Origin of the sequence: Halomonas getboli (assembly GCF_023094245.1) — a bacterium.
Classification (GTDB): Bacteria; Pseudomonadota; Gammaproteobacteria; order Pseudomonadales; family Halomonadaceae; genus Halomonas; species Halomonas getboli.
Genome location: NZ_JALMEW010000003.1, coordinates 282,208 through 303,012, shown reverse-complemented (window position 1 = coordinate 303,012; position 20,805 = coordinate 282,208). Strand labels below are relative to the sequence as shown.

At 70.4% G+C, this 20,805-nt stretch carries 15 protein-coding genes; 11 read left to right on the top strand and 4 right to left on the bottom strand.

The window, feature by feature from the left end:
* From MYL53_RS08900 to MYL53_RS08880, 5 genes are all read left to right on the top strand, one after another.
* A complete protein-coding gene (locus MYL53_RS08900; RefSeq protein ID WP_247853339.1) occupies positions 1 to 1,335 on the top strand; it encodes a TRAP transporter large permease in 1,335 nt (444 codons plus the stop codon).
* A gap of 13 nt (positions 1,336 to 1,348) precedes the next feature.
* Positions 1,349 to 2,716: a malonyl-CoA decarboxylase gene (locus MYL53_RS08895; RefSeq protein ID WP_247853338.1), complete on the top strand. Its 1,368-nt coding sequence runs from the start codon at positions 1,349 to 1,351 to the stop codon at positions 2,714 to 2,716.
* Positions 2,713 to 4,236, top strand: coding sequence for a malonate--CoA ligase (locus MYL53_RS08890; protein ID WP_247853337.1), 1,524 nt, complete (start codon positions 2,713 to 2,715; stop codon positions 4,234 to 4,236). Before MYL53_RS08895 ends, MYL53_RS08890 begins: the two co-directional genes overlap by 4 nt.
* A gap of 142 nt (positions 4,237 to 4,378) precedes the next feature.
* Positions 4,379 to 5,179, top strand: a complete 801-nt coding sequence (locus tag MYL53_RS08885; RefSeq protein ID WP_247853335.1) for an AraC family transcriptional regulator — start codon at positions 4,379 to 4,381, stop codon at positions 5,177 to 5,179.
* Positions 5,180 to 5,259: 80 nt separating this feature from the next.
* The gene (locus MYL53_RS08880; protein ID WP_247853334.1) at positions 5,260 to 5,910 is read left to right on the top strand and encodes a LysE family translocator; all 651 of its coding nucleotides are present in this window, start codon (positions 5,260 to 5,262) and stop codon (positions 5,908 to 5,910) included.
* Positions 5,911 to 5,915: 5 nt separating this feature from the next.
* On the opposite strand, the gene MYL53_RS08875 is transcribed toward MYL53_RS08880, so the two are convergent.
* Positions 5,916 to 6,851: a LysR family transcriptional regulator gene (locus MYL53_RS08875; protein ID WP_247853332.1), complete on the bottom strand. Its 936-nt coding sequence runs from the start codon at positions 6,849 to 6,851 to the stop codon at positions 5,916 to 5,918.
* Between the two features lie 67 nt (positions 6,852 to 6,918).
* Between MYL53_RS08875 and MYL53_RS08870 the strand changes: the two genes are divergently transcribed.
* Positions 6,919 to 7,902 (top strand): aldo/keto reductase, encoded by a 984-nt coding sequence (locus MYL53_RS08870; RefSeq protein WP_247853330.1) that lies wholly within the window; start codon positions 6,919 to 6,921, stop codon positions 7,900 to 7,902.
* The gene (locus tag MYL53_RS08865) at positions 7,899 to 8,288 is read left to right on the top strand and encodes a carboxymuconolactone decarboxylase family protein (protein ID WP_247853329.1); all 390 of its coding nucleotides are present in this window, start codon (positions 7,899 to 7,901) and stop codon (positions 8,286 to 8,288) included. The genes MYL53_RS08870 and MYL53_RS08865 overlap by 4 nt, the downstream gene beginning before the upstream one ends.
* A gap of 27 nt (positions 8,289 to 8,315) precedes the next feature.
* On the opposite strand, the gene MYL53_RS08860 is transcribed toward MYL53_RS08865, so the two are convergent.
* Genes MYL53_RS08860 through MYL53_RS08850 form a run of 3 tightly spaced genes read right to left on the bottom strand, consistent with a single transcriptional unit; the run spans position 8,316 to position 9,769 of the window.
* A complete protein-coding gene (locus MYL53_RS08860; protein ID WP_247853328.1) occupies positions 8,316 to 8,804 on the bottom strand; it encodes a metallophosphoesterase family protein in 489 nt (162 codons plus the stop codon).
* Between the two features lie 13 nt (positions 8,805 to 8,817).
* On the bottom strand, positions 8,818 to 9,147 hold the full coding sequence (locus tag MYL53_RS08855) for a hypothetical protein (RefSeq protein WP_247853327.1): 330 nt from the start codon (positions 9,145 to 9,147) through the stop codon (positions 8,818 to 8,820).
* A gap of 25 nt (positions 9,148 to 9,172) precedes the next feature.
* The gene (locus MYL53_RS08850; RefSeq protein WP_247853325.1) at positions 9,173 to 9,769 is read right to left on the bottom strand and encodes a TetR/AcrR family transcriptional regulator; all 597 of its coding nucleotides are present in this window, start codon (positions 9,767 to 9,769) and stop codon (positions 9,173 to 9,175) included.
* 90 nt (positions 9,770 to 9,859) lie between these two features.
* On the opposite strand from MYL53_RS08850, the gene MYL53_RS08845 reads away from it, so the two are divergent.
* The 4 genes from MYL53_RS08845 (at position 9,860) to recD (ending at position 20,268) form a co-directional block, all read left to right on the top strand.
* Entirely contained in the window at positions 9,860 to 10,363 is a 504-nt protein-coding gene (locus MYL53_RS08845) for an HPP family protein (protein WP_247853323.1), read from the top strand.
* Between the two features lie 85 nt (positions 10,364 to 10,448).
* Positions 10,449 to 14,129 carry an exodeoxyribonuclease V subunit gamma gene (gene recC, locus MYL53_RS08840; protein WP_247853322.1) on the top strand — a complete coding sequence of 1,227 codons (3,681 nt, stop codon included), beginning with the start codon at positions 10,449 to 10,451 and terminating at the stop codon, positions 14,127 to 14,129.
* Positions 14,126 to 18,094 (top strand): exodeoxyribonuclease V subunit beta, encoded by a 3,969-nt coding sequence (recB, locus tag MYL53_RS08835; protein ID WP_247853321.1) that lies wholly within the window; start codon positions 14,126 to 14,128, stop codon positions 18,092 to 18,094. The genes recC and recB overlap by 4 nt, the downstream gene beginning before the upstream one ends.
* Entirely contained in the window at positions 18,091 to 20,268 is a 2,178-nt protein-coding gene (recD, locus tag MYL53_RS08830) for an exodeoxyribonuclease V subunit alpha (protein ID WP_247853320.1), read from the top strand. The genes recB and recD overlap by 4 nt, the downstream gene beginning before the upstream one ends.
* Positions 20,269 to 20,805: the final 537 nt, after the last annotated feature.

The following is a 20,805-nucleotide window of genomic DNA, read 5'->3' as shown; positions in this document are numbered from 1 at the left end:
ATGGATCCGATCACGCTGGGCATCCTCGTCGCCCTCGGCCTCATCTTCCTGATGGCCATCGGCACGCCCATCGCCTTCGCCCTGGGCGGCGTCTCGCTGCTGGCCCTGCTCTACGACCAGGGCATGCCGGAGCTCACCTACTTCGGCGAGACCTTCTTCGAGCGCATCGCCGACTTCGGCTTCGTGGCCATCCCGATGTTCATCCTGATGGGCGCCGCGGTGGCCTCCTCGCCCACCGGCCGCGACCTCTACCGCTCGCTGGACCTGTGGATGGGCCGCCTGCCGGCGGGCCTGGCGATCTCCAACATCGGCGCCTGCTCGATCTTCGCCGCCCTCTCCGGCTCCTCGCCGGCCACCTGCGCGGCGATCGGCAAGATGGGCATTCCCGAGATGCGCACCCGCGGCTATCCAGACGGCGTGGCCGCCGGCTGCATCGCCGCCGGCGGCACCCTGGGCATCCTCATCCCGCCCTCGGTGACCATGATCATCTACGGCATCGCCAGCGAGACCTCCATCGGCCGCCTGTTCATCGCCGGCGTGGTGCCGGGCTTCATGCTGGCCGGGCTGTTCATGATCTGGACCGTCATCGCCTGCAAGCTGGCCGGCGGCTACCAGAATCCCGCGGCCGACGCCGCCGGCCGGCTGAAGGAGACCGTCAAGGCCAACGTCGACTCCAACCTCAAGGCGCTGGTGCGGGTGCTGCCGTTCCTGGCCGTGGTGGCAGGCATCCTGTTCGCGCTCTACGGCGGCGTGGCCACGCCCTCCGAGGCTGCCGGCGTCGGCGCCTTCCTGTGCCTGGCGCTGTCGATCGTCATCTACCGCATGTGGCAGGCCGGACCGATCAAGCTGATCATGCGCGACTCGCTGCGCGAGAGCGTGATGATCATGCTGGTCATCGCCTGCGCCGAGGTGTTCGCCTACGCCCTGTCGTCACTGTTCATCACCCAGACCGTGGCCGGCGCCATCGCCGACCTGGAGGTCAATCGCTGGGTGCTGATGGGGGTCATCAACGTCTTCCTGCTGGTAGCCGGCTTCTTCCTGCCACCGGTGGCGGTGATCGTGATGACCGCGCCGATCCTGCTGCCGATCATCCTGGCCGCCGACTTCGACCCCTACTGGTTCGCGGTGGTGCTGACCATCAACCTGGAGATCGGCCTGATCACCCCGCCGGTGGGCCTCAACCTGTTCATCATCAAGGGCATCGCGCCGGACATCTCACTGCGCAGCATCCTCACCGGCAGCCTGCCCTACGCCCTGTGCATGGTGCTGGCGATCGTGCTGCTGTGCTTCTTCCCCGGCATCGCCCTGTGGCTGCCCGACCTGATCATGGGCTGAAGGAGACACCGCCATGAACATGACCTTCCTTCAAGAAGTGTTCAACAACATCACCCAGCGCGACGCGCTGCGCTGGCGGCGCTCGGACGGCGACGACGCCCCCAGCCACGACGAGCTGGTCGAGGCCTGCCGCGCCCTGCTCGAGAGCGACGGCGAGGCCTCGAGCATCGCCCTGGCCAGCCGCGCCCTGGCGATGTACGCGCGGCTCGACGCCGACCAGCGCAAGCGCTTCTTCATGCGCCTGGCCGAGGAGTTTGCCGCCGACCCCGAGCGCATCGACGCCACCTACGCCGCCTATCGCGACAGCCGCGACAACGCCTCGCTGGAGGCGCTGTTTGCGGCCTGCGAGCCGAAGCGCCAGGAGCTGTTCCGGCGGCTGAATCTGGCCTCCGACGGCACCTACCAGCTGGTGCGCATGCGCGAGCAGCTGCTGGCCCTGCGCCGGGAGCATCCCGAGCTCGCGGCCATCGACGCCGACTTCGCCCACCTGTTCGGCTCCTGGTTCAACCGCGGTTTCCTGATGCTCAAGCGCATCGACTGGAACACCCCGGCCTCGATCCTGGAGAAGATCATCCGCTACGAGGCGGTGCACGAGATCCAGGACTGGAACGACCTGCGCCGCCGGCTCGACGCCCGCGACCGCCGCTGCTTCGCCTTCTTCCACCCGGCCACCGGCGACGAGCCGCTGATCTTCGTCGAGGTGGCGCTGTGCAAGGGGCTGCCGGAGCGCATCCAGCCGATCCTGGCCGGCGATCACGACGACAAGGGCCACGTGGAGGACCCCGAGGACGCCGACAGCGCCGCCTTCTTCGGCATCAGCAACTGCCAGGTCGGGCTACGCGGCATCTCGTTCGGCAACTTCCTGATCAAGCAGGTCGTGCAGGAGCTCAAGCAGGAGCTGCCCCAGCTCAAGCACTTCGTCACGCTGTCGCCGGTGCCGGGCTTCGCCCGGTGGCTGGCCGAGCGCAAGGACGACACCACGCTGCCGGAGACCACCCGCGGGGCGCTGGCCGAGCTCGAGGTTCCCGGCTGGCACCAGGACGCCGAACGCGCCGAGGCACTCAAGGCCATCGTGCGCCCGCTGGCCGCCCGCTACCTGGTCGAGGAGAAGAATCCCAAGGGCCTGCCGCTCAACCCCGTGGCCCGCTTCCACCTCGGCAACGGCGCCGAGCTGCATCGCATCAACTGGCTCGGCGATACCTCGGCCAAGGGCCTCGAGCAGGCCGCCGGGCTGATGGTCAACTACCTCTACGTGCTCAACGACATCGAGCGCAATCACGAGAACTACACCGCCAACGCCAGCGTGGCCCGTTCCGGCGAGGTCAAGGACCTCGTGCGCAAGGCCCGCAAGGCGCAAGGCAAGGGAGACACCGCCAGATGACCGATAACAACAACCTGTTCACCACCTTCGCCGCGCGCATGCAGGCCCGTGGCGACGCCGACTTCATCACCACCCGCGACGGCCGCCGCTACTCCCACGCCGACGCCCTGGCCGAGAGCGCCCGGCTGGCCGGCGCCCTGGTCGAGCTCGGCGTCTCGCCCGGCGACCGGGTCGCGGTGCAGGTCGACAAGAGCCCCGAGGCGATCCTGCTCTATCTGGCCACGCTGCGCGCCGGTGCGGTCTACCTGCCGCTCAACACCGGCTACACCGGCGACGAGATCCGCTACTTCCTGAGCGATGCCGAACCGGCGCTGTTCGTGTGCCGCCCGGCGGTGCTCGAGGACGCCCGCGCGCTGGCCGCCGAGACCGGCTGCCCGGCGGTCGAGACCCTCGGCAGCGACGCAGACGGCTCGCTGATGGAGCGCGCCGCGGCCGCCACGCCCTTCGACGACGCCGTGCCCCGCGCCGACGACGACCTGGCGGCGATCCTCTACACCTCCGGCACCACCGGGCGCTCCAAGGGCGCCATGCTCACCCACCGCAACCTCGGCTCCAACGCCGCGGCGCTGGTCGAGGCCTGGCGCTTCACCCCCGAGGACCGGCTGATCCACGCCCTGCCGATCTTCCACACCCACGGCCTGTTCGTGGCCTGCAACGTCACCCTGATGGCCGGCTCCAGCCTGCTGTTCCTGCCCAAGTTCGACGCCGACGTGATCTTCGAGGAGCTGCCCCGCGGCACGGTGATGATGGGCGTGCCGACCTTCTACACCCGGCTGGTGGCCGACGAGCGCCTCACCCCCGAGGTCACCGCCAACATGCGCCTGTTCGTCTCCGGCTCGGCGCCGCTGACCGCCGAGACCCACGAGCTGTTCGCCGAGAAGACCGGCCACGCCATCCTCGAGCGCTACGGCATGACCGAGACCAACATGAATCTCTCCAACCCCTACGACGGTGACCGCCGTGCCGGCACCGTGGGCATGCCGCTGCCCGGGGTGGAGATCCGCATCATCGACCGCGACAGTGGCAAGGAAGTCCCCGATGGCGAGATCGGCATCCTCCAGGTGCGCGGTCCCAACGTCTTCGTCGGCTACTGGCGCAAGCCCGAGAAGACCAAGGAGGAACTGCTCGAGGACGGCTTCTTCATCACCGGCGACCTGGTCACCCGCGACGAGCGCGGCTACGTGCAGATCGTCGGCCGCGACAAGGATCTGGTGATCTCCGGCGGCTACAACGTCTATCCCAAGGAGGTCGAGCAGGTCATCGACGAGATGGACGAGGTGCTGGAATCCGCCGTGATCGGCCTGCCCCACCCGGACTTCGGCGAGGGCGTCACCGCGGCGGTGGTGTGCCAGCCCGGCGCCCATCTCGAGGAGGCCCAGGTGATCGCCCACCTGCAGGGCCGGCTGGCCAAGTACAAGCAGCCCAAGCGGGTGTTCTTCATCGACTCGCTGCCGCGCAACACCATGGGCAAGGTGCAGAAGAACGCACTGCGCCAGCGCTTCGACGCCACCTATCGCTAGGCTGTCGACGCCGGCGACACCCGGCCACCACGAACACGACGGCACCGCCACGGCGGTGCCGTCGTCATTGGAGCGGCCGTCGCGATCGCAGGTCCGTGCTACCCTGCCGACGACTCAGCCGCCATGCTCAGGGAGCCCGACCATGACCCAGTTCTGGCACGACCCGGCGCTGCCCTTCGTCGAGAGCCGACGGGCCAGCGACAGCCGCGCCTGCTATCGGCCCCACAGCCATCCCACCCTGTCGATCGGCGTGGTCGACCGCGGCCAGAGCCGGTTCCATTGCCAGCGCCGCCGCGAGCGCCTGACGCCGGGCTGCCTGGTCAGCGTGCCGGCGGGCGTCGTGCATGACTGCAATCCGCTGCCGGAAGGGCGCTGGAGCTATCAGATGCTGCATCTGGACCCGGCCTGGGCGAGCGCCGTGCTGGCTGAGACCGCGGCCGGACGCGACATCGACCGGGCCCTGCCATCGACGGTCTTCATCGCCCGCGACCCCGCGCCCTATCGAGCCTTCTGTGAGCTCAATACGCTGCTGTTCTCCCCGGCCCCGGCGGCCGACAAGGAGGCCGAGCTGATCGAATTCCTCGGCCGGCGCCTGTGGTGTCGCGGCGAGCCCCTGGCCGTGCATCGACCGGACTCGTCCGCCCTGGCCGACCTACAGCGGCACCTGCTCGAACGCCTCGAGCGGCCGCCGTCGCTCGAGGCACTGGCCCGGGAGCACGGCCTGAGCCGCTATCAGGTGATCCGACTGTTCCGCCGCGAGACCGGCCTGACACCCCACGCCTGGCTGCTCGACCGCCGCATCCAGCGGGCCCGCCGCCGCCTGCGCCAAGGCGCCGGGCTGGCCGATCTCGCCCAGGAGCTGGGGTTCGCCGACCAGGGCCACTTCCAGCGCGCCTTCAAGGCCCGGGTGGCGATCACCCCGGGGCGCTATCGCGGCGCCTGAGCCGTCCGCACTTTCCTTCAATACCGTCGCGCCGGCACGACGCAGACTGGCCTCCCCGCCATCCGGAGAGGCCCCACGTCATGCTGCAACAGTTCCTGCTGGTCGCCGGCGCCCACTTCCTCGCCCTGCTCAGCCCCGGCCCGGACTTCTTCCTGATCCTGCGCTACGCCATGGCCCGTGGCCGCGGCCCCGCGGCGCTGGTCAGCCTCGGCATCGGCCTGGCCAACGCGCTGTTCATCCTGCTGGCCATGGGCGGGCTGATGGCCCTCGATGCCGAGGCCGACGCCTTCATCGCCGTTCAGTGGGCAGGCGCCGCCTTCCTGCTGTTCATGGGCCTTCAGTTCCTTCGCCAGGCGGGCGAGACACGGCTCGACGCCGCCACCCTCGGCGAGACCACTGCGCCCTCCAGCGCAGCGGCCGGCGCCCTGCTCGCCGGGCTGGCCTCGGGGCTGCTGAATCCCAAGAACGCGCTGTTCTACGCCAGCCTGTTCGCGGTGCTGCACGCCCGGGACACGCCCGCCGGCCTGCAGGGCCTCTACGCCGCCTGGATGATCGCCGCCGTGCTCGGCTGGGACCTGCTGGTCGGCCATCTGGCGGGGCATCCGGGGCTGATCCGGCGCTTCGGTCACGGCCTGCGACACATCGAGCGACTGGCCGGCGCCCTGCTCATCCTGCTGGGGCTCGGCATCGTCATCACCCGTCTCGCCCCCGGGCTGCTGACGCTCGCGTGACCGACTCAGCCCCCGGGCGCCTCCAGCGCCGAGCGCGACTCGATGACCCGTTCACTCAGGAAATCGGCCAGCGCGCGCACCCGCGGCGCCCGCGACAGGTCGGTCTGGATCACCAGGTAGATGTCCTGGGCGACGCCGATGTCGGCCTCGAGGCAGGCAAGGTCGCGGCCCCGCGCCAGCAGGTGCGGCAGCACTGCCAGTCCGAGCCCCGCCTCGGCCGCCACCACCTGGGCATCGAGCGAGGTCGTGGTCAGCGCCGGCTCGCGGCCGTCGAGACGCTCGGTTACCCAGCGCGCGGCAGGCAGATGAGCGTGGCGCTCGCCCCAGGTGATATAGGCGTCATCGTGATCGCCCTTAGCACCGGCCGGGCGCCGCGACAGATAGTCGGGGCCGGCATAGAGCCCGTAGCCCAGGGTGCCGAGCCGGCGCAGCGAGACGTTGCCCCGCTCGGGCTTGACCATGCGGATCGCCAGATCGGCGTCCCGGCGCGACAGGCTGGCGGTCGCGATGTCGGTGACCAGGTCGATGGCGATGCCCGGATGGCGCTCGCGGAACGCCGGCAGCGCCGGCAGGATCAGCCGGGTCGCCAGGTTCTCGGCGGTGGCCAGCCGCACCCGGCCGCTCAGCGCCTCATCCCCCTCGACGCCGATGGAGAAGGCGTGGGCGGCGGCCTCCAGCGCCTCGGCCCGGGGCACCAGCACCTGACCCTCCGCGGTCAGCGAGTAGCCCGACGGCTGGCGCACGAACAGCGGCATCCGCATCGCGCCCTCCAGCCGCTCGATGCGCCGCCCCAGGGTGGCGATGCCCACGCCCAGCGCACCGGCCGCCCCGCTCAGGGTGCCGTGGCGCGCCACCGCCAGGAAGGCCTGGGCGTCGTTCCAGTTGACCCGCCGCGAGGCCGGCTTTTCATTTGTGGCAATCCGCTTTGCGGAGTCGTTCATGTTGCGCGTTCCCGGTATGTGTGACGCTGCCTGTCGACACGTTCCGCATCGCCAAAGGAGAGCCAGCATGCAACGACGCACCCTCGGACAGGACCTGACGGTATCGGCCATCGGGCTGGGCTGCATGGGCATGAGCGAATTCTACGGTCCGCGCAATGATGACGAATCCCGGCGCGTATTGGCCAGGGCGGTCGAGCTCGGCGTGGACTTCCTCGACACCGCCGACGGCTACGGCTCCCACCACAACGAGACCCTGCTCGGCGACTTCCTCGCCCGAGAGCGGGCCGAGGTGAAGGTCGCCACCAAGTTCGGCATCGTGCGCCGTCCCGGCGAATACCGCCGCAGCCTCAACAACGACGCGGCCTACGCCCGCGAGGCCTGCGAGGGCTCGCTGCGCCGCCTCGGCGTCGAGCGCATCGACCTCTACTACGTGCACCGCATCGACCCGACGCGCCCGATCGAGGACACCATGGAGGGGCTCGCGCGCCTGGTCGAGGAGGGCAAGATCGCTCGCATCGGCCTGTGCGAGGTCAGCGCCGAAACCCTGCGCCGGGCCCATGCCGTGCACCCGATCAGCGCCGTGCAGACCGAATACTCGCTGTGGACCCGCGACGTCGAAGCCACGGTGCTGCCAACCTGTCGCGAGCTCGGCATCGGCTTCGTGCCCTACTCGCCACTGGGGCGCGGCTTCCTCACCGGGCGCTACCGGGACGCCTCCGACTTCGAGGACGGCGATTTCCGCCCCGGCCTGCCACGCTTCGCGCCGCAGGCGATGGCCGCCAACCGGCGGATCGCCGAGGCCATCGCCGAGCTGGCCGCCGAGAAGGGCTGCACCCCGGCCCAGCTGTCGCTGGCCTGGCTGCTCGCCCAGGGCGACGACATCGTGCCGATTCCGGGCACCAAGCGGCCGCGCTATCTCGAGGAGAACGTCGCGGCGGCCAGCATCTCGCTGACGGCGGACGAATGCCGACGGCTCGAGGCCGCCACCGCCCGCATGCCGGTCAGCGGCGAGCGCTACACCGCCGAAGGCATGAAGGGGGTGAACGCATGAGCGATGCACCGACGACCCGCCGCGATGAGGCCTTTGCCCTGCTGGCCCGCCTGGAGCCCGAGGCGCCGGCCAGGGTCGCGCGCAACCTGGACGACTTCGATGCCGACGCCGCCGAGATCCTGCTCGGCTTCGCCTTCGCCGACGTCGTCGCCCGCGACGGCCTCGACCTTCGCACACGCGAGATGCTGACGGTGGCGATGCTCGGCGCCATGGGCACGGCCCAGGGCCAGCTGGAATTCCATCTGCGCGCGGCGCTCAACACCGGGGTGACCCGCGAGCAAGTGGTCGAGATCGTGCTCCAAGTCGCGGTCTATGCCGGCATCCCCGCGGCGATGAACGCCATGAACGCGGCCAAGGCGGCCTTCCGGACCCAGGAGGTGGGCTGACGTCTGGGGGACGCCGAGACGTCGCGGCTACGGCGGCAGATGCAGGATGGCGCCGCGCAAGGCCGAGGCATCGGGCCACAGCTTGCCGAGGGTCAACGGCAGGGTGAAGCGGCGCCGGCCGGCGCCGCCGGGATTGAACAGCAGCCGCCCGTCGCGCCATTCATTCCGGGCCTTGTGGGAGTGGCCGTGAAGCACGGCGTCGCAGGGCGTCTCGGGAGAGAAATCGGCGATATCGTGCACCAGATGCAGGCGCCAGCCGTTGACCGTGAGGTCGCGATGCCAGGGCAGACGCTCGGCCCAGTCCGCAGTGTCGACGTTGCCGCGCACGGCGAGCACCGGCGCCAGCTCGCCCAGCCGCTCGAGAATCGCCGCATCGCGGTCGCGGCTGCCCACGTCGCCGAGATGCAGGATCAGCCCACAGCCCTCCAGCATCGCCAGCGCCTCGTCGCGCAGCGTGCCGTGGGTATCGGCGATCACGCCGACCGGGGCGTCGAGCTCGAAGCGCTCGTGATCCATGGAGAGCCTCCCTTCAGGTCGTTTCCAGCGCCGCATACCAGTCCGAATAGGGCGTATTCTCGACCTTGCGTTGGGTATAGTCCGGCGCCCCGTCCTGCCACCACACCGGCCCGCGTTCGCCCAGCGCCCGCTTGGCCTCGTCGACCCGATCGCGAGCCTCGCGCTCGGCCTGCGGGTCGTCGGCACGCTTCGCCTGGGCCACGCCGCGCCGGGCCCGCATCAGTTGCTGCACCCACTTCTCACGATCCGACTCGGGCAGGTCGGGATTGGTGCACCGCCACAGCCGGCCGCGAACCACGATATAGCGGCCGTCCGGCGTGGTCAGCGGCGTCGATGAGCTCATGGTATGCCTCCAGGCCAGATGAGGGTCAGGGGCGCGCCCAGTCCACCTCACCCTCGCGCGCCAGCGGCCGGGCGTCCAGCCCCAGCAGCGGTGCCAGCGCCGCCCAGGCATCGTCCACGGCCTCGGCCCCGAACAGATAGGCGTTGACGATCATGCCGTCCAGCATCACCTGCACCAGGCGCGCCAGCCCCGGTACGGCCTCGCCCTCGGCCTCGCTCTCGGAAAGAACCTCCTCGACCAGCGCCGCCACCTCGTCCTTGTGGCGCCGCGACAGCGCCAGCAGCGCCTCGGGCTGCCGGGCATATTCCTCGGTCGCCTTGATGAACATGCAGCCGTGGAAATGCTCGGAGGAAAACCAGCGGGCATGCCAGTCGAAGATCGCGCGGAGGCGTTCCTGATGCGTCGGACAAGCGTCCACAGCCGCCCGAAGGGAAGCCATGAAACGTTCATGGCGCTTCGCCAGCACCGCTTCCACCAGCGCCTCCTTGCCGGGGAAGTGGTGATAGAGCGTCATCTTCGAGACGCCCGCCTCGTCGCGAATCCGGTCAACGCCGACGGCGTGATAGCCGTACTCGCCGAACAGACGCGTCGCCGTCGCCAGGATGTCGTCGCGCTTGGCCATGGCCGTGTCTCCTCGTCATTGGATGGCTTGCTTCGATGAGCACATGGTAATACTGTACAGACCTGTCTGTATAGAAAAGCGAGTCACGCCATGCTCCACAAGATGAAAGGCGGCGGCACCCTGCCGGCGCGCCCCGACACCCTCCAGATCCTCACCGGCCTGATCGGCGGCATCAGCGGCATCGGCCTGGTCGCCTGGCTGACCCGCATCACCGAGGTGCCGCTGCTGATGGCGCCCTTCGGCGCGACCTGCGTGCTGCTGTTCGCCGCCCCGGGCGTGCCGCTGGCCCAGCCGCGCAACGTGGTCGGCGGACACTTCGTCGCCGCGCTGGTCGGCCTGGTCGTCATGCAGCTGCTGGGCACCGGCCCGATAGCCATGGCGGTCGGCGTCGGCCTGGCCATCGCCCTGATGCAGGCGCTGCGCGTGGTGCACCCACCGGCGGGGGCCAATCCGCTGGTGGTGATGATGTCCGGCGCGGTGGGCTATGACTTCCTGGTGATACCGGTGCTCGCGGGCTCGGTGAGCCTGGTGCTGGTGGCGCTTCTGCTCAACAACCTGGGAAGCGAGCGCCGCTGGCCGACGTATTGGCTGTAACCGCAGGCGGGCATCACGCCGCCTTCATGCCTCCGGCGTTTTGCGGCACCATTGAACCCCGTTTCATCGCCGCGAAGGATTCGCCATGCCCCTTAATCTCTCCCAGGGAACCGAGCTCAGCCCCGGCTTTATGGTGATCCACGGCAACCGCCTGGAGGCGCTGCGCGACCTGGCGGTGGAATGGCTGCGCCACCACCCACTCTCGCCGCTCGAGGACGAGGTGATCCTGGTGCAGAGCAACGGCATCAGCCAGTGGCTGAAGCTGGCGCTGGCCGCCGATCCGCCCGCCGGCGCCGGCATCGCCGCGGCGATGGACGTCACTCTGCCGGCGCGCTACCTGTGGCAGGCCTACCGCGCGGTGCTGGGTGCAGACGCGGTGCCGCCGGCCTCGCCGCTGGACAAGCCGCGGCTGATCTGGCGGCTGATGCGCCTGCTGCCGGAGCTCACGGACGACGCGACCTTCGCCCCGCTGGCGCGCTTTTTGGCCGACGACGAGGACCGCCGCAAGCGCCATCAGCTGGCCGAGCGCCTGGCCGACCTGTTCGACCAGTACCAGGTCTACCGCGCCGACTGGCTTTCCGCCTGGGCCGAGGGCCGCGACGAGCTGATCGACGCCCGTGGCCAGGCCCGGCCGCTGGCCGAAGACCAGCGTTGGCAGCCGGCACTATGGCGGCGCCTTCGCGACGACATCGGCGAGGACGGCCTCGCTACCAGCCGCGCCTGGGTCCACACCCGCTTCCTCGAGGCGTGCCGGGAACTGACGCCCGAGACGCGCCCCGCCGGCCTGCCGCGCCGGGTGGTGGTGTTCGGCATCTCCTCGCTGCCCCGGCAGACGCTCGAGGCCCTGGCCGCGGTGTCGAAGGTCACCCAGGTGCTGCTCTGCGTGCACAATCCCTGCCGCCACTTCTGGGCCGACATCATCGAGCACAAGGACCTGCTGCGAGCCGCCCGCCGGCGTCAGCGCCACCGCCCCGGCATGCCGCTGGAGCTCGACGACACCCAGCTGCACCTCCACGCCCAGCCGCTGCTGGCCGCCTGGGGCAAGCAGGGCCGCGACTACCTGCGCCTGCTCGACGAGTTCGACGACCAGGACGCCTACCGGGCGCTGTTCGACGCCGAGGCGATGCGCATCGACCTGTTCGACTCGCCCGCCGACGGCGAGGCGCCGGGGCTGCTGCAGCAACTGCAGGACGACGTGCTCGAGCTGCGCCCGCCCCAGGAGACCCGCGAGGCCTGGCCGGCGGTGGACCCGACGGCTGATCGTAGCCTGCGCTTCCACGTCGCCCACAGCGCCCTGCGCGAGGTCGAGATCCTCCACGACCAGCTGCTGGCCGCCTTCGACGCCGACCCCACGCTGCGCCCGCGCGACGTGCTGGTGATGGTGCCGGACATCGACACCTACGCCGCCGCCGTGCAGGCGGTGTTCGGCCGCCTGCCGCCGGAGGACCCGCGCCACATTCCCTTCACGCTCTCCGACCAGACCAGCCGCCATCGCCAGCCGCTGCTGGTGGCGCTGGAGGCGCTGCTGCACCTGCCGGAGGCGCGGCTGACGGTCAGCGACCTGCTCGACCTGCTCGAAGTGCCCGCCCTGCGCGCCCGCTTCGGCCTGGACGCCGACGCCCTGCCGGTGCTACGGCGCTGGATCGAGGGTGCCGGCATCCGCTGGGGGCTCGACGCCGAGCAGCGCGCCCGGCTCGACCTGCCCGGCGGGCTCACCGCCAACACCTGGGCCTTCGGCCTGCGCCGGCTTCTGCTCGGCTATGCCGTGGGCGACACGGCGGATGGCCCCTGGCACGACATCGAGCCCTATGGCGACATCGGCGGCCTGGAAGCCGCGCTGGCCGGCCCGCTGATGGACCTGCTCGACGCCCTCGAGGCCCAGTGGCGCGCGCTCTCCGAGCCCGCCGACGTGCCCACCTGGTGCCGCCGCCTGCGCGAGCTGCTGGCCGCCTGCTTCGCCGCCGAGGACGAGGCCGACCTCGCCACCCTCAACCGCCTGGGCGAACTGCTGGAGGACTGGCAGGAGACCGCCGAGGACGCCGGCCTCACCGAGGCACTGCCGCTCTCGGTGGTGCGCGAGCACTGGCTCGGCCAGCTCGACGAGGCCAGCCTCTCCCAGCGCTTCCTGGCCGGCGCGGTGAACGTCGCCACCCTGATGCCGATGCGGGCGATCCCGTTCCGCCACGTCTGCCTGCTGGGCATGAACGACGGCGACTACCCGCGGGTACAGCGCCCGCTGGACATCGACCTGATGGGCCACGACTACCGCCCCGGCGACCGCTCGCGCCGCGAGGACGACCGTTACCTGTTCCTCGAGGCGCTGCTCTCGGCCCGCGACAGCCTGATGGTCAGCTGGGTCGGCCGCAGCATCCACGACAACGAACCGCGCCCACCCTCGGTGCTGCTCGGCCAGCTGCGCGACCACCTCGCCGCCGGCTGGACGCTCGCCGGCCACGAACACGAGGACGACGCCGGCCAGGCCCTGGTCGATGCGCTGACCACCAAGCACCCGCTGCAGCCGTTCAGTCGGAAATACTTCCGTGCGGGGTCGGGCACGGTAGGAAGCCGCGCGGGGTCGGGCGCGGTAGAGAGCTTCTCGGAAGACGAGCGGCTGTTTACCTACGCCCGGGAGTGGCGGGCGGTGCATGCCGGCCGGCCGACGCCGGAGGCCGCCGTCGACGGCGAGCTGCCGCCCATCGAGCTCGATACGGCGCTGACGCTGTCGCGCCTCAGCGGCTTCCTCAAGGACCCGGTGAAGGCCTTCTTCACCACCCGGCTCGGCGTCTACCTCGAGCGCGAGGCGCTGGAAAGCCCCGACCACGAGCCCTTTGCCCTGGACGGCCTGGACCACTGGCAGCTCCAGCAGGCGCTGATCGAGGCCGGGCGCCGCGCCGTCGATGCCGCCGAGCCGCCGATGCCCGCCGTGCACGACACCCTGGAACGCCTCGAACGCGAGGGGCGCCTGGCCATGGGCGGCTTCGCCGAGCTGATGCGCGAGCACCTGGTCGAGCCGCTCGACGGCCTGCTCGGCGACTACGCCGATACGCTCGAGGCCTGGCCCCACGCCTGGGAGACGCCGGCCGCCGTATCGCTGGAGCTCGCCACGAACGACGAACCGATTCATATCGAAGACTGGCTGGACGGCCTGCGCGAGAACGCCGCCGGCGAGCGCTGCCGGCTGGTGCTGATGACCAGCAGCCTGGTCAACAAGGGCAAGTACCACTGGAAACACTGGCTGGCCCCCTGGGTCGCCCACCTGGCCGGCCAGCTCGCCCTCGGCCCCATGACCACGGTGCTGCTCTCCCGCGCCGGCGGCGGCACCCTGGCGCCGCTGGACGCCGGCACCGCCCGCGCACATCTGGAAGCCATCGCCCGCGCCTGGCGCGCCGGCATGACCGCGCCGCTGCCGCTGGCCCGGGACACCGCCTTCGCCTGGCACGAGAAGGGCGGCGATCCCGACGCCCTGGCCCGCGTCTTCGGCGATGCGGAGAAGACCGAGGAGGCCGACCTCAAGGCCTGGAAGGCCGCCGTCACCGCCTTCCATGGCACCGGCTTCAACGGCGACCATGGCGAGCTCGGCCGCGACCCGTACCTCGCCCGCCAGTGGCGCGACCTCGAAGGCCTGGTGCGGCACGAGGCCGCCGGCCGGCGCTTCACCGAGCTGACCGCGGCGCTCTACGCCCCGCTGCACGACGCGGTAAAGGCCAAGGGCGGCGACAAGAAGAACGACAGGAAAGGCGGCAAGGGCCAGGGAGGCAAGGCATGACGATGACGGAAGACAGGCAGATCGCCGAGACGCCCCGGCTCGATCCCGTGGCCCTGCCGCTCACCGGCAGCCGGCTGATCGAGGCCAGCGCCGGCACCGGCAAGACCTTCACCATCGCCCTGCTCTACCTGCGGCTGGTGCTCGGCCCCCGCGGCGAGGACGACGCGGCCAGCTTCCCGCGGCCGCTGACGCCGCCGGAGATCCTGGTCGTCACCTTCACCAACGCCGCCACCCAGGAGCTGCGCGACCGTATCCGCGCCCGGCTGGTGGAAGCGGCCGAGGCCTTTCAGGTCGATGAAGGAGCTGCCCCCGACGACGCCCCGCTGATCGGCGACCTCTTCAGCGAACCTTGGGGTCAGACCCCTCAGGGGACTTTGGGGTCTGACCCCAAGGGAGGATTAGGCGACCCGCTGATCGCCCTGCGCGACAGCTACCCCCGTGAGAGCTGGCCGACCTGCGCCCGCCGGCTGCGGCTGGCCGCCGAGTGGATGGACGAGGCCGCGGTCTCCACCATCCACGCCTGGTGCCACCGCATGCTGCGCGAGCACGCCTTCGACAGCGGCAGCCTGTTCGCCCTGGAGATGGCGCTGGACCAGTCGGAGATGGACCTGGAGATCGCCCGGGACTACTGGCGCAGCTTCTACTACGACCTCGACCCCGAGGCGCTGGCGATCGTCGCCCGCTACTGGACCACGCCGGACGCCCTCAACGACACCGCCGCCCGGCTGCGCACCCACGCCGCCGCCCTGCCCGCGGCGCCGCCGCCGTTTGATGCGCTCTCGAACTACCGCGAGCAGCGCGCCGCGGCGCTGGCCGAGCTCAAGGCGCCCTGGCCGGCCTGGCTCGACGAGCTGGAGGCGCTGCTCGAGGCCGCCGCCAAGCGCAAGGCCTTCAACGGCCAGAAGCTCAACGCCAGGAGCCGCGCCAACTGGCTCGCCGCCCTGCGCGACTGGGCCTATGACGCGGAGCTCGCGAGCCCCGATCTCACCCCCGCCGCCTGGAAGCGCCTGACGCCAGACGGCATCGCCGAGATCTGGAAGGAAGATCCCGTACCGAATCTGCCGGCCCTTGAAGCCCTGGCCGAGCTGCCGGAGCGGCTCGCCGAGCTGCCCGACCCGTTCGCCGACCTGCTCGCCCATGCCGTGCACTGGATGGCCGCGCGCCGCGAGACCGTGCAGCGCCGCCGCGCCGAGCTCGGCCCCGACGACCTGCTGCACCGGCTGGACGCCGCCTTCGCGGGCGAGGCCGGCGAGACGCTGGCCGCGCGCATCCGCGAGCAGTTCCCGGTGGCGCTGGTCGACGAGTTCCAGGACACCGACCCGGTGCAGTACCGGCTGTTCGACCGCGTCTATGAGCTGGCAACGAATAGAGAGGACAGCGCGGTGCTGCTGATCGGCGACCCCAAGCAGGCGATCTACGCCTTCCGCGGCGCCGATATCCACACCTACCTCCAGGCCCGGCGCGACACCGCCGGCCGCCACGTCACGCTGGGCACCAACTTCCGCTCCGCCACGCCCATGGTCGAGGCCGTGAACCGGGTGTTCGCCCACGCCGAAGCCAATAACGAGGCGGGCGCTTTCCTGTTCCGTAAAAGGCAACCTGAATCCCTGGATCAATCGGCGAGCGGAATGAAGCACAAGGCGCACGGCGCACAGGAAGCGAGACATAACGAGGGGTTAGGCGAGCTTTCGAGCACCGCGCAACGCAGTGATTCGTCCGCGCAGCCATTTAGCCAGGGATTCAGTAATCCCGTGCCGTTCACTCCGGTCGACGCCAATGGCCGCAAGGACGCCCTCGTGCGCCGCGGCGCCGCCCAGCCGGCGCTGACGCTCTGGCATCTGGCCGCCGAGGAGACGCTGCCCAAGGGCGCCTATCTCAATGAGCTGGCCGCGCGCTGCGCCACCGAGATGGCGAGTCTCCTGCGCGAGGGCCAGGCCGGGCAGACCGGTTTCCAGAAAGAGGGAGACTTCCAGCCGCTGGCGCCGTCGGACCTCGCGGTGCTGGTCAACAACGCCAGCGAGGCCCGCGCCATTCGCGGCGCCCTGCTGGCCCGCGGCATCCGCAGCGTCTACCTCTCCGACAAGGAGGGCGTGTTCGAGACCGAGGCCGCCGCCGAGCTGGAGGTATGGCTGGCCGCCTGCGCCGCGCCGGACGACGAGCGCTGCCTGCGCGCCGCGCTGGCCACGCCGAGCCTGGGGCTTAGCCTGGCCGAGCTCGACGCCCTGAACGGCGGCCCCCAGCAGGACGAGCTGGCCTGGGAGGCGCGGGTGATGCAGTTCCGCGACTACCACCGCCAGTGGCAGCGCCGCGGCGTGCTGCCCATGCTGCACCGGCTGCTGGCCGACTTCGCGGTGCCCGGCCGGCTCCTGGCGGTGCCCGAGGGCGAGCGACGGCTCACCGACCTCTTGCACCTCGGCGAGCTGCTCCAGGAGGCCAGCGCCGAGATCGACGGCGAGCACGCCCTGCTGCGCTTCCTGGCCGAGTCCCGCGCGCATCCCCAGGCGCAGTCCGACACCCACCGCCTGCGCCTGGAGAGCGACGCCGACCTGGTGCAGGTGGTCACCATCCACAAGTCCAAGGGCCTGGAGTACCCGCTGGTGTTCCTGCCCTTCATCGCCGCCTTCCGCCCGGTGAAGGCCGGCGACCTGCCGCTGCGCTGGCACGACGACGCCGGCCACCTGCGCCTGACGCTCTCCGCCGACGAGGCGACGCTGGCCCGCGCCGACCACGAGCGACTGGGGGAGGATCTGCGCAAGCTCTACGTCGCCCTGACCCGCGCCCGCCACGCCACCTGGCTCGGCCTGGCGCCGCTGGACGCCATGGAGCGCAGCGCCGTCGGCCATCTGCTCAAGGGGGGCGAGGCGCTCTCGCCCGACAACCTGCGCCCGGCGCTCGAGGCGCTGGCCGACGAGAACACCGGCGATCACAACGCACAGGTCGCGGTGCAGGACGCCCCCGAGGCCGATGCCACGCCGGTCGAGCTCGCCAGCGACGACGCGCCGCTCCTTGATGCCCGCGCGCCCACCCGGGCGATCCGCGAGCACTGGTGGATCGCCAGCTACTCGGCGCTGCGCACCGGCGCCACGCCGGACGACCTGGGCACGGACGACGCCGCCGAAGCCGAACCGGCCCCCGAGCCCACCACCGCCGACGAGGCCACCGCCATGGAGGTGATCCACGAGCCCTTCGATGCCGCCGCGGCCACGGTGAGCGAGGGCTCGCTTCACCGCTTCCCCCGCGGGCCCTCGGCGGGCACCTTCCTGCACGGCCTGCTGGAATGGGCCGGCGAGGAAGGCTTCGCCCGGGTGGCCGAGGACGCCGAACTGCGCGCCGACACCCTGGCCCGGCGCGCCAATCGCCGCGGCTGGAAGGGCCAGATCGAGGCGCTGTCGCAGTGGCTGCCGGAGCTGCTGACCACGCCGCTGCCGGTGCCGGGCGATGGCGAGACCGCGCCGCTGCGCCTCGACGCCCTGGACGGCTACCGGGTCGAGCTGGAGTTCTGGTTCGCCGCCCACCAGGTCAACACCCGCCGGCTGGACGCCCTCGTAAGCGCTCACACGCTCGGCGGGCGGCCGCGGCCGGCGCTCGAGCCCGACACCTTGAACGGCATGCTCAAGGGCTTCATCGACCTGGTGGTGGAACACGAGGGGCGCTTCTACGTGCTCGACTGGAAGTCCAACCACCTGGGCGCCGACGACGCCGCCTACACCGAGGCGGCGATGGCGGAGGCCGTGCTCGAGAAGCGCTACGACGTGCAGTACTGCCTCTACCTGCTGGCCCTGCACCGGCTGCTCGAGGCCCGGCTGCCGGACTACGACATCGAGCGCCACCTGGGCGGGGCGCTCTACGTCTTCCTGCGCGGCACCCGCGCGCCCTCCCGCGGCGTGCACGCCGAACGCCCGCCGAGCGAGCTGATCCTGGCGCTCGATGCCCTGTTCCGCGCCGCCGAGGAGGCCGCCGCATGACCCCGGATATCCCGAATCACGCTACCGATCAGGCGCCGGAATCCGCCGCCTCTGAGCGCGCGCTGAGCGATCACGCGACGCTGTTCGCCCTGCTCGACCGCTGGGTCGATCGCGGCTGGCTGCGCTCGCTGGACCGCGCCTTCGCCGCCTTCCTGCATCGCGAGGTGAGTGAATCTTCACCCCTGCTGTTGCTGGCGGCGGCCCTGGCCAGCCACCAGCTCGGCCGCGGCCACGTGTGCCTGGACCTGGCCCAGACGCTGGCCACCCCGGACCTGGCGCTCTCGCTGCCGCCGGAGGGCGACAGCCTGGAGGACCCGCCGCCGCTGCCCAGCCGGGTGATGGCCGCGCTGGACCTCGACGCCTGGCGCGCCGCGCTGGCCCAGCCCGAGCTGGTGGCCGACGGCCCCGGCAGCACCCCGCTGGTGCTCGCCGGCACCGCCGCGCGCCCGCGGCTCTACCTGCGCCGCTACTGGCAGCACGAGCAGGATATCCACAGCCGGATCTTCGCCCGGCTCGGCGGAACGGAGAACGACGATGCGCCGGACGCGGCCCGGCTGCGGCCTATCCTCGATGCCCTCTTCCCTCGCAACGATACGTTCGACTGGCAGAAGGCCGCCTGCGCCCTGGCCGGCCGCTCGCGCTTCGCGGTGATCACCGGCGGCCCCGGCACCGGCAAGACCACCACCGTGGTGCGCCTGCTCGCCCTGCTCCAGGCGCTGGCCCTCGGCAAAGGCGACGACGCCCTGCGCATCCGCCTGGCCGCGCCCACCGGCAAGGCCGCCGCCCGGCTCAACGAGTCCATCGCCGGCCAGGTGGCCCGGCTCGACCTCGCCGGCCTGGCCGACGATCCCGAGCGGCTGCGCGAGGTGATTCCGAAGGACGTCAGCACGCTACACAGGTTATTGGGCTCGCGCCCCGAGACCCGCCGCTTCCGCCACGACCGCCACAACCCGCTGCCGCTGGACGTGCTGGTGGTGGACGAGGCCTCGATGGTGGACGTGGGCATGATGGCCGCGATGCTCGAGGCGCTGCCGCCCCGGGCGCGGCTGGTGCTGCTCGGCGACAAGGACCAGCTCGCCTCGGTGGAGGCCGGCTCCGTGCTGGGCGACCTGTGCGCCCGGGCCGAGGGTGGCCACTACACCCCGGCCACCGCCGAGTGGCTAAGTCAGGCCACCGGCCAGACGCCGCCCGCGGACACGCTGGACGCCAACGGCCAGCCCCTCGACCAGGCCATCGCCATGCTGCGGGTCAGCCACCGCTTCACCGCCGACAGCGGCATCGGCCAGCTGGCGGCGGCGATCAACCTGGAGGCCGAGCCCGCCGCCAAGCGCCGCGCCATCACTGAGGCGCTGAACGCCGGCTTCGCGGACCTCTCGCACCACAAGCTTGCCGCCGACGACGAGCGCGGCCTGGCCCGCCTGGCCGTGACCGGCTGCCCCGAACGCTTCGCTCACCATCAGCCCGGCACCCGCGCCGCCACCGCGCCGCCGGTGGGCTATCGCCACTTCCTGAGCGTGATGACCGAGCGGCGCCCGGCCGACGACGCCGATCAGCAAGCCTTCGATGACTGGGCCCGCGCGGTGCTGGCAGCCCACGGCGACTTCCAGCTGCTGTGCGCGCTGCGCCGCGGCCCCTGGGGCGTGGAAGGCCTGAACGAGCGAGTGCGCCAGGCACTGGAGCGGGAAAAGCTGATCGACAGCCAGGACGGCCGCCAGCGCTGGTACCCCGGCCGCCCGGTGCTGGTGACCAAGAACGACTACGGCCTGGGGCTGATGAACGGCGATATCGGCATCACCCTGGACATGCCGCGTCCGGACTCGGCTCACGCTTCACAGCGCCCGAACAATGCGCTTGGCGACGGCAATCGCCGCCTGCTGCGGGTGGCCTTCCCCGCCGGCGACGGCACCGATCGCATCAAGTGGGTGCTGCCCTCGCGCCTGCAAGCGGTGGAGACGGTGTTCGCGATGACGGTGCACAAGTCCCAGGGCTCGGAGTTCACCCACGCCGCCCTGGTGCTGCCCGACGCGCCGAACCCCATCCTCACCCGGGAGCTGGTCTACACCGGCATCACCCGCGCCCGCCACTGGCTGACGCTGGTGGAAACCGGCCGCGGCCAGCTGATGGACGCGGCGCAAAGAAGGGTGATGCGGGTGAGTGGGTTGGGGACAATATAGTGTTTGAAAACTTACAAGCCCCTTATACTAGGATAAAACCTACCACTTACGTTCAAAATTTGACCGAACAATCCTTGAGATATAAGAATTCAGACCATGACCCTGTTGAGCCAACTGTATCATTCGCTCTACTGCTGCGGCTCCAGGCCTTCGACTAGTGTAGAGATAATTTCTATGCGTGCCAGACATAAACCGTACTGTGATTGAACCATCGCCTATTTCATAGGCTTCTACATTGGAATCACCATTTTGATTCTGGTACGGAATCATCTACATCTCCTATAAAATTTTCTTGCCATATAAAAACTGCACATCAGCACTTCAGCCATCAAGCCCGACTTCAAGGCTTAACATTGATTCAAGCTAGCATCCTTCCATGACTCATGAAATTATTACAGCGCAAAACATGACACATATCAAAAAAAATTAATCAGATTGCTCGCAATCTTTGCTGATACGCGCACTTAATGTTCCGCCATGGAAAAAGAAAAAAGTGTTTTTTCGTACAAAACACCATAAATACGCAGTTCTGATGAC

Excerpts from the sequence above, each read along its gene's own strand:
- MYL53_RS08890 (WP_247853337.1), top strand. The coding sequence starts at position 2,713 with ATGACCGATAACAACAACCTGTTCACCACCTTCGCCGCGCGCATGCAG.
- MYL53_RS08845 (WP_247853323.1), top strand. The coding sequence starts at position 9,860 with ATGCTCCACAAGATGAAAGGCGGCGGCACCCTGCCGGCGCGCCCCGAC.
- recC (WP_247853322.1), top strand. The coding sequence starts at position 10,449 with ATGCCCCTTAATCTCTCCCAGGGAACCGAGCTCAGCCCCGGCTTTATG.
- MYL53_RS08855 (WP_247853327.1), bottom strand. The coding sequence starts at position 9,147 with ATGAGCTCATCGACGCCGCTGACCACGCCGGACGGCCGCTATATCGTG.
- MYL53_RS08880 (WP_247853334.1), top strand. The coding sequence starts at position 5,260 with ATGCTGCAACAGTTCCTGCTGGTCGCCGGCGCCCACTTCCTCGCCCTG.
- recD (WP_247853320.1), top strand. The coding sequence starts at position 18,091 with ATGACCCCGGATATCCCGAATCACGCTACCGATCAGGCGCCGGAATCC.
- recB (WP_247853321.1), top strand. The coding sequence starts at position 14,126 with ATGACGATGACGGAAGACAGGCAGATCGCCGAGACGCCCCGGCTCGAT.
- MYL53_RS08900 (WP_247853339.1), top strand. The coding sequence starts at position 1 with ATGGATCCGATCACGCTGGGCATCCTCGTCGCCCTCGGCCTCATCTTC.
- MYL53_RS08875 (WP_247853332.1), bottom strand. The coding sequence starts at position 6,851 with ATGAACGACTCCGCAAAGCGGATTGCCACAAATGAAAAGCCGGCCTCG.
- MYL53_RS08860 (WP_247853328.1), bottom strand. The coding sequence starts at position 8,804 with ATGGATCACGAGCGCTTCGAGCTCGACGCCCCGGTCGGCGTGATCGCC.
- MYL53_RS08850 (WP_247853325.1), bottom strand. The coding sequence starts at position 9,769 with ATGGCCAAGCGCGACGACATCCTGGCGACGGCGACGCGTCTGTTCGGC.
- MYL53_RS08895 (WP_247853338.1), top strand. The coding sequence starts at position 1,349 with ATGAACATGACCTTCCTTCAAGAAGTGTTCAACAACATCACCCAGCGC.
- MYL53_RS08870 (WP_247853330.1), top strand. The coding sequence starts at position 6,919 with ATGCAACGACGCACCCTCGGACAGGACCTGACGGTATCGGCCATCGGG.
- MYL53_RS08865 (WP_247853329.1), top strand. The coding sequence starts at position 7,899 with ATGAGCGATGCACCGACGACCCGCCGCGATGAGGCCTTTGCCCTGCTG.
- MYL53_RS08885 (WP_247853335.1), top strand. The coding sequence starts at position 4,379 with ATGACCCAGTTCTGGCACGACCCGGCGCTGCCCTTCGTCGAGAGCCGA.